General features: G+C 60.2%; 11 protein-coding genes. 1 reads left to right on the top strand and 10 read right to left on the bottom strand.

The window, feature by feature from the left end:
* Positions 1–51: 51 nt before the first annotated feature.
* The 10 genes from EAV90_RS29870 to pdxR all read right to left on the bottom strand — a co-directional run bounded on the left by EAV90_RS29870 (position 52) and on the right by pdxR (position 11177).
* Entirely contained in the window at positions 52–1026 is a 975-nt protein-coding gene (locus EAV90_RS29870; RefSeq protein WP_122404535.1) for a GlxA family transcriptional regulator, read from the bottom strand.
* A gap of 222 nt (positions 1027–1248) precedes the next feature.
* The gene (locus tag EAV90_RS29865; protein WP_162500623.1) at positions 1249–1671 is read right to left on the bottom strand and encodes a cupin domain-containing protein; all 423 of its coding nucleotides are present in this window, start codon (positions 1669–1671) and stop codon (positions 1249–1251) included.
* Between the two features lie 149 nt (positions 1672–1820).
* The gene (locus tag EAV90_RS29860) at positions 1821–3089 is read right to left on the bottom strand and encodes an MFS transporter (protein WP_122404536.1); all 1269 of its coding nucleotides are present in this window, start codon (positions 3087–3089) and stop codon (positions 1821–1823) included.
* Complete coding sequence (locus EAV90_RS29855) at positions 3082–3753, bottom strand: HD domain-containing protein (protein WP_122404537.1); 672 nt, start codon at positions 3751–3753, stop codon at positions 3082–3084. The genes EAV90_RS29860 and EAV90_RS29855 overlap by 8 nt, the downstream gene beginning before the upstream one ends.
* Positions 3754–3824: 71 nt before the next feature.
* Complete coding sequence (locus EAV90_RS29850; protein ID WP_129145515.1) at positions 3825–4811, bottom strand: NADP-dependent oxidoreductase; 987 nt, start codon at positions 4809–4811, stop codon at positions 3825–3827.
* Between the two features lie 114 nt (positions 4812–4925).
* On the bottom strand, positions 4926–6404 hold the full coding sequence (locus tag EAV90_RS29845) for a metal ABC transporter permease (protein ID WP_164937165.1): 1479 nt from the start codon (positions 6402–6404) through the stop codon (positions 4926–4928).
* A gap of 31 nt (positions 6405–6435) precedes the next feature.
* Entirely contained in the window at positions 6436–7323 is an 888-nt protein-coding gene (locus tag EAV90_RS29840; RefSeq protein ID WP_164937164.1) for a metal ABC transporter substrate-binding protein, read from the bottom strand.
* Between the two features lie 62 nt (positions 7324–7385).
* A complete protein-coding gene (locus EAV90_RS29835) occupies positions 7386–8726 on the bottom strand; it encodes an acetamidase/formamidase family protein (RefSeq protein WP_122404541.1) in 1341 nt (446 codons plus the stop codon).
* 155 nt (positions 8727–8881) lie between these two features.
* Entirely contained in the window at positions 8882–9409 is a 528-nt protein-coding gene (locus EAV90_RS29830; protein ID WP_245509656.1) for a cupin domain-containing protein, read from the bottom strand.
* Positions 9410–9677: 268 nt separating this feature from the next.
* Entirely contained in the window at positions 9678–11177 is a 1500-nt protein-coding gene (gene pdxR, locus EAV90_RS29825) for a MocR-like pyridoxine biosynthesis transcription factor PdxR (protein ID WP_129145535.1), read from the bottom strand.
* A 365-nt stretch (positions 11178–11542) separates the two neighbouring features.
* Here pdxR and EAV90_RS29820 point away from each other — a divergent pair, with 365 nt between their 5' ends.
* Complete coding sequence (locus tag EAV90_RS29820; RefSeq protein WP_129145512.1) at positions 11543–12118, top strand: LysR substrate-binding domain-containing protein; 576 nt, start codon at positions 11543–11545, stop codon at positions 12116–12118.
* Positions 12119–12222 lie beyond the last annotated feature (104 nt).

The raw sequence follows: 12222 nt of genomic DNA, 5'->3' as shown, positions 1-12222 counted from the left end.
AGCCTTCAGAGCAGTAGGAACCCGCAGTCTCGTGCTCGGGTAGCTCGCGAACTATTCCGGTTCTGCTCGCCGGAAGCTGGCGCGATATTGGACAGGGGTCACGCCGAGACGAGTGCTGAAGACGATCCTCATCCGGTCCGCCGATCCGAAGCCGCAGTCGAAGGCGATAGCCTTCAGCGGTCGGTCGCTCGCTTCCAGCATCATGCGCGCGGCATCAACGCGGGCGCGCTCGATGAATTCGTGCGGCGTGGTTCCGGTCACCTGCCCGAAATGCCGGGCCAGATTCCGGGGGCTCATTCCGACGACAGCGGCAAGCGACTCCAACGTGTGGCGATCCCCAATATTGGCCATGACGTGGTCCTGGATGCGTGCGATCGGCGATTCAGGATCGGCAGGTGCTGTGAGATACGGACTGAACTGCGACTGTCCGCCCTGCCGCTGCGCAACCACGACCAACCGCTTGGCGACCTTGAGCGCCGTTTCGGCACCGTGCCGCTGCCCGACGAGCGCCAGGCCCAGATCTATCCCCGCCGTCACACCGGCCGCGGTGATCAGCCGTCCATCGCGCACATAAATCAGATCCGGTTCGACTTTTGCCTTCGGGAATCTCGCCGCCAGCGCCTGTGCATCCTGCCAATGGGTCGTGACTCGCCGATCATCGAGGAGGCCGGCATAGCCGAGGACAAAAGCCCCTGTGCAGATCGATCCATAGACGCTCGAGCGCCACGGCAGCTCCTTGACCCACTGAAGCAGGCACGGTTCGGGCTCCGCTTCCGGTGGCGTCGGAGTGCCGGCCACCAGAACGATGTCGAAGCCGCCCGCCGCCTCCTCGAAGGTCATGTCGGCGACCATGCGTATGCCGTTCGACGCGCGCAGCGGATCACGGTGAGCAGCAACCAATACAGTTTCGTAGCGATCCGCGCTGCCAAGAAACGTGTTCGCCTCGCTGAACACATCCATCGGCCCCGCCACGTCCAGGGCCTGGACCCCATCACAGACGACGATCGCGACAGCTTGTACCGGCACCTGCTACTGCCTCTCCACCCTGGAGCCTTATTATGCAGGTAGTCCGGACCCTGTAAAAGGCCTGGCGCGATCCGGGAGGCAACAGAACGAACATCCGCGCATCCGGGATCACCAGGGGCTATAGACTTCTAGCGGTTGGTTTCGCTGGCGTAGCCGCCAACCAAGCGGTCCTTGCAGCTCCCCAAAAGGACCGTCGGGGCCAGTGGCGAGCTCCTCGCGCCATTATTGTGATCCAGGCGCCTTGTCCGGCGTCGTCAAGGGCTCGTCCTTGGAATCCACAACGAAGACCGCCAGTAAGCTGGCGGGCTCCTTGTCACTCGCGTTCTCACTGACCCTGTGATGCGAACCGGGCATTTCGTAAAAGCTTTCGCCGGTGTGATAGATCTTCGCGGGTTCGTCGCCGACTTGACTACGGATTGCCCCGGATAGCACGTAGGCGTAGATAAAAGCTGACGCTGCGTGGTGATGAGCCAGTGATTTGGCTCCGGGAGGATAAGTCACCGTCACCGCAACCAGCCTCTTTCCTTCGACATTCGGCAGTGCGTGCGCGAAGGCGACTTTCACCTGCTCCCGGTCCTGCGCGATCGCCTCGGAGGCTCCCAGGACGATCGCTGCTGCTATCAGCGGGACGGCGGCCGTTCGCAGTGCTCCTCTCGCTGCTTTTGCCGACTTACGTCGAGGGTTTGATACAGCACCAATCCGATAGGCAAATCCACTGATCGACATCATCGCATCTCCTCTTCTAACGAGTTCACGCAACTGCCTGAAACCAGGACTCAGGGCCGAACCGATGGTCATGGTGAAGCTTCCGATGAGAAGCCATCGCCGCCGCCATTACCTTCGGCTGATGTGTTGCTGCCGCTGAGCAGCACCGACAACAGAGCTGCCACAGCGAATCCCGCAGCTACCCAGCCGAGCCGCTCCACCGCGCCATTGGCAATGACCACAGCGCCCGCCGCGGCACCCATCGCGCTGCCGAGGTAGATGGCCGAGGAATTCATCGAGAGACTGATCGGCGCCAGTGCCGGAGCCAACGCCACCAGCCGCGCTTGTTGCGCCGTTATCAGCCCCCAACTGGCAAATCCCCAAATCAGGATGGCCGGCAGCAGGACGAGCATTGCCCGCGCCGGCTCGAGAGCCGCGCTGAGCGAGAAGGCAAGATAGGCCAGCAGGGCAAGCCCACCACCAACGATCACGATACTTCGTGCGCCGCAACGGTCCGCCGCGCTGCCGCTGAGCTGGGTGCCGACTGCACTGGCCAGGCCAAAGCCCAGCAGGATCGGCGCCAGTGCCTGCGGACCAAGGCCGCCGACGCCGGCTATGAACACACTGAGATAAGTGTAGACGGTAAAAGTGCCGGCCACGGTCAGCACGCTGGTCACCAGCACGCCCAGGATATCGCGGCGCTTGGCCAGCGCCAGACGCTCACCAAGGCCAGCCGTGACACCGGGCCGTTGGCGCGGCAGCCGGATGAGAATCCCTAACAGCGAGAACACCGCCAGCCCCGCCACGCCGAAGAAGGTGGCGCGCCAGCCGAAGCCCTGCCCCACCAGTACGCCCAATGGCACGCCAGCGATGATCGCCAAGGTCAACCCGGTGGTGACCGTGGACAGGGCACGGCCACGCCGCTCCGGACCGCCCAGCGCGGCGGCATATCCGCTGGCTGCCGGCATGAAGCTTGCTGCGGACAGGGCCAACAGCAGCCGCGCGGCCAACAGCCCGGCATAGCTCGGCGCCAGCGCGGCGAGCAGGTTGCCCAGGGCGAAGCCGCCCATGGCGACGACCAGCAGCCGACGTCGCTCCAGCCCGGCCGTCAACACGGCCATGACCGGCGCGCCGATGGCATAAGCGAGGGAGAAGGCGGTGACCAGATGACCGGCGGCTGGCAGACCGACGTTCAGGTCTCGCGCCAGCGCCGGGAGCAGCCCGGCGATCATGAACCCCTCGGTGCCGATGGCAAAAGCGCCGAGGGTTAGCCAGATGAGAGAGGCCAGCGAGTCGGCGCTGGTAGCTTGCGCGCGACCGGGATTGAGTTCCTGGAGCACAGGATAGGTCCTAGTCATGATGGTGAGCCTTGTGCTGGGAATCCGGGAAGGGCGACGCAGCGATCAGGTCGCAGGCGTTGGGGCTCTTGAACCCCGGGATGAAACGTTCGCAGACGGCGGCGTTGACGGTGCCATACGTCGTCGCCGGCTTGTGCGCAAAACCGGCGAAATACTCCTGAATGAAGCCTTCTTTGAAGTTCGTGCGCGGGTACTTGGCGACAATTTCCTCGCGCAGCTCCGCGGGAAATTGGTCGAACCCCACCCCGATGACATCGAGAAGCACGCCGGAATTGAGGAGCGCGACCTCGGGACCCATGTGCTTCGGGATGCCGGGGGTGGTGTGCAGCGCGATTGCTTCCCAGACGGTCTGGACCTGATCTTCAGCGATGTTGTGGGTGCTAAGAAACTGCCGTGCGGCATTTGCGCCATCGACCTCGAAGCGCTCGTCTGGGCTCGAGAATTTCTTGATCAGGCCGAGATCGTGAAATGCCGCGGCGACATAAAGGAGCTCACGGTCGAAGCGCAGATTCCTCTGACGACCCTGTTCAGCAGCGAACAGGTAGACGCGGATCGAGTGATTAAACAGCAGATCGGTGGAATGTTCCCGCAGGATCTCTGTCGCCTCTTTCGCGAGTAAGGAATCGGGAATGACGAGAGCCTGGGCGAGATTTCGGGTTGTCATCGTTGTGTCCTTTCAAGAGTTAGTGGCTTGGCTGCGCGTTGCGCGCGAGCGCAACGACGAAATGATCCTGATCACCTTGCTCCGACGTCGAGCACGATCTTTCCTTTCGGCTGAGGCCGCACGCGCTCCAGCATCAAATGCGCCTCGCGCGCATCGGCGAGGGGTAAGACCGCCCCCACCTTTGTCCGTAGTTTTCCACCATCGACCAGGCGAGCGATCTCCCTGAGATACTGGTCCGTGACGTTGACCAGAAAGAAGCTGGCGTCGACACCATAGCGCGTAGCTAGATCCTGATCCGGACGGGACACTGCGGAGACCAGCTTGCCACCGCGACGAAGGACCTGAAACGAGCGGGTTTGGGTTTCGCCGCCGACCAGATCAATAACGGCGTCCGCATCGCGTACTACCTCTTCAAAGCGCTGAGTCCGATAATCAATGACGGTGTTTGCGCCGAGGTTGCGCGCGGCGGAAATGTCCCCCGTCGATACGGTTGCGATGGTTTGCACCCCTGCCTGACGAGCCAGTTGAACCGCATAGGATCCTACGTTACCGGCCGCGCCGTGAATGACCACCGTTTGACCTGCCTTGAGATGGGCATGATCAAACAACGCCTGCCATGCAGTCACCGAAACGACAGGAAGGGAAGCAGCTTCAACGTGGGTTAGCGAGGTTGGCTTGTTCGAGACCATGCCCGCGGAGGCTAGAGCGTACTCGGCGTAGGCCCCGACAAACTGCGGATTCGTAACACCATACACCTGATCTCCCACACGTAGTTCGGTGACTCCGGGCCCCATCGCGACGATTTCGCCGGACAGATCCGAGCCCAGTGTGAGGGGGAGCGGTTGCGGCAAAGCGCTCTTGCCGGACCTGATCCACCCATCCCATGGGCCAACTCCAGCGGCCGCAACCTTGACCAGGACCTCGCCGGGACCTGGCTCGGGTCGTGGCACGCGCTCGAACTTCATGGTCTCCGGTGACCCAAACTCGTGCACGCGCCAGGCCATCATTGTTGAATGAGTTCGCTCTTCACCAACTTGAACGATGCTACTGGGGGTCATCTCATGCTCCTTGCGCTCAGTTCGTCATGCTTGCCGTCGACCGTTCAGGGCGATTGATGGGACGGGCTCATCCGTATGTCGCAAGGAGTCGTGCCCGGGACAACGAGCAGGATCCTACGGATCAGGACAGCCGTACGTCGTTTTCTGACAACGACCCGTCAGAGCCTTAGGGCCGGCAGACACAGTGCCGCCGTTGATGCTGCGACGGATCATAGCGTCTCCTGCCGACTCGGTCTTCTCTCCACCTAGACGCCGAACAAAATCAGCAACGTGCAGGAAAGCTCGCAGGAACGTCAGGCACGCGGTCCGCGAACGAGCAGGATCGGCACGCCATTTGTCGGGCAGCAGGGTCAGGAGTCCGAGGAGGCTAGTTATCAGCAAAGGTAGCCCGACGTACCAGCGCTCGCGCTCGCGAGCACGGCCGGACAGCGACTTGACCACAAAATCATCGCCACGCGCCATCTCGTTGAAGGTCTGCTGGAAGGAGCCGATGCGGCGCACCTCCGTATCGGAAAGGCCGCCCCCCTGCCATCGGGACTGCTGTTCCAACGCGGTCAGCTGACTTTCCTGCGAGCGCCGGTAGCCCGCGTCTTTTAGCGCATCAGCGTAGACCGCTCGATCCTGCACCGCCAGGAATGTCGCTGGACCGATGCCGGTAGCGGACTGTAGCAGATCAAACATCGGCTGATCAGCACGCGGCATGATCATGAGCCAAATAGCGGATAGCAACACAGTCATGAAAATCATTGCAGAAGCCGCGCGAAGGAAAATGCGAATGCAGATCCGTCGGCCGCCTGCGGGGGCGAATATCAGTCCACGCAGCACGGCCCCGATCACGAGCATCAGCGTGAAAGCGAGGGCCATTGCAGCGCCCGTCGGCAGTTCGAATTCGAATGACGCGGCCAGACCGACGGCGCTGGCCGCGACGCCTCCAAGCCAACCGATGCCAAGCGCGTAGGTGATGCGGCGCGTGAACAACGACCCAATGATTGCCGGGATAATCAAGAAGCAGAAGACTAGAAGCACTCCTGCAGTCGCTACCGAGCTCGTGACGACCACGCTGAAGGACGAATAGAAGACAAAATCCCAGAGCAGCGAGCGACGCGTCTTGCTATGTACTGCCTCACTAACTGCCAAGAGCGGGCGCCGGGCCAGCCAATGAATGGCCCCGATGAACGCATAGAGAACCGCAAACTTAGGCAGGTCGCTTGCAGAGACGGCGAGGATGCTACCGACGAGTATTTGTTTCACATGTTCCGCTCCCTGCGGCGAGCGGTCGACGACAACGATAGTCGTTGCGGTAGCCACAACGTAGATGATGCCGATATAAGCTTCCGGTTGAACCTCTTTTGGCATGACCCGGGAAGCCGTCAACAGTGCGGCGCCGATGGCGGCGAACAGAAAGGTGTAGGCGATTCCCGCGGCGCTCGTCGGAGCGTGCCCAGCCGCATATGCGACGGTAGCTCCAAGCGCTGACATCTGCGCCAGAGCAAGATCGGCGAACACGATGCCACGCCTCAAAACGTGCAGGCCGAAGTTGGTATGTATGGCTACGAATAGTGCGCTGGCTGCGAAAGGCGCCGCGAGTAGCATGATAATATCATGAGACATCGCCGCGGCCGGATCAGTGGCTGCCCGTCGCAAGCGTGCGTGCGAGAGCACCAACATTGAAGTCCATGAGACTCAGGTAGTCTCTTGCCTCCGGAACGCTGCCTACTGTTGGCGCGAGCACGACAAGAGGTGCGCCGGTGCGTGCCGACAACATTTCGGAGAAGTTCTTCGGCTCATATGCCTCTTGCAGGATGGCGCGCACGCCGTTTTGCCCCATTTCTGCAATTAACGAGGAGAGATGCGCGACGCTCGGCGCGACTCCTTCCTTCGTCTCAATGAAGCCGACAAGGTTCAAATGAAAGCGGCGCGCGAAATACGGCCAGCTGTTATGATAGGCGACCAGGGACGCGCCGCGGTAGGGCGCCAGCCGCTGCATCCAGGCCACAATGCGCTCGTGCAGTGTCGCGAGAAATCGATTCCGGTTGGCCACGATGGTGTCACGAGCGGCGGGCATGAGCCGAATGATCCTCTCCGCTATGGTCGCCGTCACGGTCTCCGCATTGGCCGGATCAAGCCAGTAGTGCGGATTGCCTAGACCGTGCGCATGACCATCCTCAGTGACGGGGGTTCGGCCTCTCGCTTCCAGCAGCGGGACCCCGATCGACGCATCCACCAAGCGCCCGCCCCCCGCTTGGAATTCCGGGCGATGCAGTTGAATTATCAACTTGTCAATCCAGAGATCATAGCCCAAGCCGACCCGAACAATGAGATCGGCATCGCTTAGCGTCGAGAGATCGCTCACCCGAGGTTCGAATGCCTCCGGATCGGTCCCCGGCGGCACAATGGTCTTGACCTCAATGACGTCACCACCGACTGCGGAAGCGAGGCTTGCAACATCGCTTGTTGTAGCCACCACGACTATCCGCGTGGAGGCAAAAGCTGCATGCATCGATGCGGTCATAACGCAGAGCGCCACAATTGCGATTAGTCGTGCTCGGCTCGCCATAACCATGAGCGGGCTCGCTAGTGCTTCGCCCACAGGCTTTTTGGCATCAGACAGTGCACTTCGCGGTCGGAACCTTCAGGAGAACCAAGCCGACAGTCCATGGCTATGCTCGCGAGCGAATAGGCGTCAAGTGGTGTTAGATGCTTCTCGGTTGCCAGCTTGTCGACCATGGCCATTGAAGACGTATCCATCGCCTTGTTCAAATCAGTATCTTTGGCATACGTGACAAGGTAGTCCGGGTTGTCGTCGCGGGGCAGCTGTGGCGCCGGTACGTTCGTCGCCTTGGGAATCATGCAGTATGTCCCTTTGAGAACATTGATAACTTCGGAAATGCGACAGTCCCAATTTGCTAACATGAGCTTTCGCGCAACCTCGGACGACACTTTGCTCTGTTCAGCGATAAGTTCGGTCGTTTGCTCCTGCAGCAAATTAAACGCGACGTTGAGATCCCGGTCGTATCCGATAGCGATCCAATGCGTGGGTGTCTCAATGCGAGGCCAAGTCAGCTTGATGTCTTTGAGCACCGAAATCGTGAGATCGAGCTCCTTGAACGCGGTCTCGATGGCTGTCAGATTGATCTCGCCGTTACCCTGCCCCGCGTGAGAATCCCCCGACCAAAGCAACGCTCCATCTACGAATACCGGGAGGTAGAGCGTCGTACCTGAGACCATCTCGTTGATATCGAGATTCCCACCAAAGGGGCCCGGAGGCACAGTGCTGTAGGGGCCAGGTGCCGCGCGAGCAACGGCGATGATGCCAGGAAATGGTCGCAACGGAACGAAGATGCCGGGCGCGAATTCCAGCTGCTGCTTGGCAATATCCAAATAAAAATATTTTACCTGACCTTGAGAGAACCGGCTGGGAAACGCGCCTCCAAAGCCAGGATAATTGAAATTCAAGGCGTATGACGTCGGCACTATTCGACCGATATGGACCTTCAGGGTATCGCCGGGTTTGGCGCCTTCGACATAAATCGGCCCGGTAATTGAGTGAGGGCCTCGACCCGGCGATTCCGCCTGTTCCGATTTCGCGCGCTGCGTCATTTGCTCGATCGAGAGGTCCAGCATGACTTGCTGATGCCCGTGGATCAACGTCTCCATTGCTACCGTATCGCCCGATCGGATGCGGAGCACTGGACGCTGGGCGTTGTCATACCATCCGAACTGAGTCGTATCAGCTGTCCCGGGAAGCCTTATCGCTGCACCGCCGGTTGAACGCGGCGCGGACGCTGTAGCATCGCCGGCCGGCGTGATCGACCCGGCGCTCTGCGCGGCAGCACCAGACGACGCGAGTCCTACAACGATCAGCATTGGTGCCGCGTGCGCCACCAGCCTGGCCGCAAGAGTGCCATAAGTCATCCCTTTCCCCCTATATAGCTGTGCTTATCTTTCTGAGTTCTCGGCCGTTGGCGATACGTCGCACCGCCAAGAATAACGAACGCGCTCCTTCCAAAAGCTGCTGGAACCTCTGGTCCTGCGGTCGAAAGCAATTCGAAAGACCTGATCCGCACTTGCTATTTGTCGAATGTTGTTAGCTCGGCGCCGTCATTCGCCACGAAAACAACCAACATGCTCGCTGGCTCGGTCTTGCTTGCGTTCTCGCTAATCACGTGGTGTTCGCCTGGAGGCTCGAACACGCTTTCGCCGGCGTGATAGATCTTCGCGTCTTCCCCTTCGACTTGCGACCGGATTTCACCGGAGAGTACGTAGGCGAAGACATCCGCGTCATGGTGATGCGCCTTGGAAGCGCCGCCGGGAGGGTAATTGACAACGACGGCGGTCAGAACCTTGTTTTTGATGTCTGGCAGCTTTTCGGTGCGCACCTGCGTGACCGAGCGCCCCCGAGCTGGCGTGTTCGCGTTTTGCGACAACGCGGCGGTTGCCGCGAGAACGATTACCGTCGTAAGACCGGCAAGGTGAATCTTCTTAGGAAGAGAAAATGATAACATCGTCGGCTTTCTCTCAAACTGGGTGTAGGGCCGAGCGACCGCACGCCAGGCGCAGATCGTTGCGGCTTGACCGGTAGGTTCGCTTCTCAGCACGATGCGCAAAGCACGCTGAACGCATTTTGCGAGAACCTCATGGACGTCTGAGGTTTAGTACTGCCTGCAACGCAGGCCATGGCCAAGAATGACCAAAAGAACCAGACCAAGTGCTCACTGGCTCGCTTGGTACACGACGGCGCAGACTGACAATCGTTCAGTCCACGCAACAACATTTCCAAAATAGCAATGGGCGCCGCGACAGCAGGTCCAATCTATTTGCAACACCAGCGAACTATGATCGCGTCGGCGGTTGGGCCTGGCCAACTTATGTCGGATAAGGAGACGCAATCGGCGTTGCTATGCGATTGGAGGGGGACGCGTGGCCGTGAGGCGGCCTCCGCACGTCCGACGTGAAAAGGGCGCGTTTCAATCGTTGGGTCGCTTCTTGGGCTATGTCGGCGGGGACATTTGTGAACCCCAACAGCAAGCCCGGACCAGTCCTGGTGCGTAAACCCATTGGGGATAGCGCGTTTATCGCCAATCCCAGCGCTCGGGCCCGATTGGCTAAAGCAACGTCATCAGTATCTGCAGGCAGATGCAACACCAGGTGAGTGCTTCCCGTTTCCGCTACGTGAATCGAATCGCCTAGGACGTTTTTCAACGCTTCGACGAGGGTAAGCTTCCGCTCGCTATACAATCTTCGCATCCGCGCCAGATGGCGGCCCAGGTGGCCCTGAGTGATGAAATCCGAGACGACCATCTGATCAAGTAGCGACTGCTGCGTAGGCCACAGTGCTGATGCACTCTCGAACTCGCCGATCAGCGAAATCGGCGCGACCAGGTAGCCCAACCGCAGTCCGGGAAATAGAAGGTTGCTAAACGAACCGACATGCAGCGCCCGCTCGGCTCGATCGTGATGCTTGAGCACGGGCAGCGAGCGATCCGATTGACTGAAGTCGCCGTCATAGTCGTCGTTGACAATCCAAGCCTTCGCTGCGGTGGCCCAAGAGACCAACTGTGACCATCGATCGGCCGACAGTGCGATTCCTAGCGGAAACTGGGCTGCCGGCGTGACAAGAGCGAGGCGAGCTGCCGGAGCAAGTGCGATCCCGGCCGAAACGTCAATCCCATCGCCGTCAACAGGAACCGGAACGAGATCGACGCCGGCTAGTTCTAATGCATGACGCGCCGGCGGAAATCCCGGGTCTTCGACCCACATCTTATCGCCGGCCGCAAGCAAAGTCCGCCCGATCAATGTCAAGGCGCCCAGGAATCCCGCGGTGATAAACACCTGGGTTTCGCTGCATGAGATGCCGCGAGAGATCGTCAAGCGATTCGCTATTGCCTGCCGCAAGGGCGGATAGCCGCTTGCACCCTGGTAGACCATCTTGGAAAACGAGAGAGATCGCGCATGACTCGCCGCCAGTCGTGACCACAGCTTGCGTGGAAATGCATCGAGTGCCGGCAGGCCCATCTGGAAAAGGCGCGGGGCTTGAGCAGCTTCCGAGGCTAACCCGGGCAGCAACGGGCGCGGCAACCGAGGCGACTGCCGTGGAGTTTGGCCGACAGGACAGGATCCAACCCGCGTGCCTGCGGCGCCTCGGCGGATCACGAGCCCTTCGCTGGCCAGGATCCCGTAGGCAAGTTCGACGGTGGCGCGAGAAATGAAGAGCTGAGACGCCAAGCTACGTGAGGATGGGAGTTGCGTTCCCGGTGGCAGAGACCCCGACGCAATAGCTTGTTTAATCCGGTCACAGAGTTGTTTGTGAAGGGGCCTATTTTTTTGAGGATCTACCCGAAGGCTTGCGAACCTCGGCTCCAGCATGCGACTGCCCATGGACTGCTCGCTTTGAGTTGCTTTTGGTCCGTGTAAACACGGAAATAGCCCGATATATGCATCATAATGCAAGATTATCAGGTGACATGCAATATTATGCAATAGCCCCTCATGGCCGGCGCTAAGCGAAGTCCCGTCAAAGATTTCATGGACTTACAGACCAATCCCTCCCCAAGTCCCGATAGCCGGCATCGACCAGCGTTACCTACCGGTCGTAAGAGCGAGCTTTCCGATCCCATCTTCCGGTCCTATCCGGCCGCAAAAAATTCCAGGATCGGCTCATCGCGGAATTGCGCGAGCTGACAGGAGTCGCGATTCCTGGCGGACGCGTACATTGGTCAGTCGGATAGAGCATGGGCGACCCAAGGGAAGTCACGATCAAACTCGACGATTCGTTCACCGGGTCCGTGTGCGACCACAGCCTGGGCTTCGTCAATTTTCGCAAGCGGGAGGTCACCGAGCCGGGGCGGCTCTTCTACGAACAGTCGATCCAGGTGCTCGCGCGTGTCGAAGAGATGCGCACGATGATGAAGCGCACGCTCAAGATCGAGAAGAGACGGCTCACTATTGGATTCGTGGGCTCGGTGCTCTACGGGCACCTGCCCGAACTGATCCGGGAGTTCCGCCGCGCGGCGCCGGAGGTCGAGCTCCATCTGGTCGAACTCGTCACTCTTGAACAGATCGCCGCCCTCAAGGAAGGCCGCATCGACATTGGCTTTGGACGCGTGCGCTTCGACGATGACGAGGTTCGTCGCATCATCTTGCGCGAAGAGCAGTTGGTGGCGGCCCTGCCGATGGATCACCCGTTGGATAAGCAGAGCGGTCCTGTGTCGCTCGAGCAACTCGCCGAAGAGCGCCTCATTCTCTATCCCCGCGCGCCCCGCCCGGGCTACGCCGATCAGGTCATGAGCGGCCCGAGACATAGGTGACAGAACGTACCGGGCACATGGGTTACACTTTCCGCTTTTGTTCTGCGGGAGGTGTGGATGCCGTGGAAAGCGAGTTCGGTAATGGAGGAGCGCCTTCGCTTTGT

The organism is Bradyrhizobium vignae (genome assembly GCF_004114425.1).
GTDB lineage: Bacteria > Pseudomonadota > Alphaproteobacteria > Rhizobiales > Xanthobacteraceae > Bradyrhizobium > Bradyrhizobium vignae.
This window is presented reverse-complemented; position numbering and strand designations above follow the sequence as displayed.

Excerpts from the sequence above, each read along its gene's own strand:
- EAV90_RS29845 (WP_164937165.1), bottom strand. The coding sequence starts at position 6,404 with ATGCTACTCGCGGCGCCTTTCGCAGCCAGCGCACTATTCGTAGCCATA.
- EAV90_RS29840 (WP_164937164.1), bottom strand. The coding sequence starts at position 7,323 with ATGACCGCATCGATGCATGCAGCTTTTGCCTCCACGCGGATAGTCGTG.
- pdxR (WP_129145535.1), bottom strand. The coding sequence starts at position 11,177 with ATGCTGGAGCCGAGGTTCGCAAGCCTTCGGGTAGATCCTCAAAAAAAT.
- EAV90_RS29855 (WP_122404537.1), bottom strand. The coding sequence starts at position 3,753 with ATGACAACCCGAAATCTCGCCCAGGCTCTCGTCATTCCCGATTCCTTA.
- EAV90_RS29860 (WP_122404536.1), bottom strand. The coding sequence starts at position 3,089 with ATGACTAGGACCTATCCTGTGCTCCAGGAACTCAATCCCGGTCGCGCG.
- EAV90_RS29850 (WP_129145515.1), bottom strand. The coding sequence starts at position 4,811 with ATGACCCCCAGTAGCATCGTTCAAGTTGGTGAAGAGCGAACTCATTCA.
- EAV90_RS29820 (WP_129145512.1), top strand. The coding sequence starts at position 11,543 with ATGGGCGACCCAAGGGAAGTCACGATCAAACTCGACGATTCGTTCACC.
- EAV90_RS29835 (WP_122404541.1), bottom strand. The coding sequence starts at position 8,726 with ATGACTTATGGCACTCTTGCGGCCAGGCTGGTGGCGCACGCGGCACCA.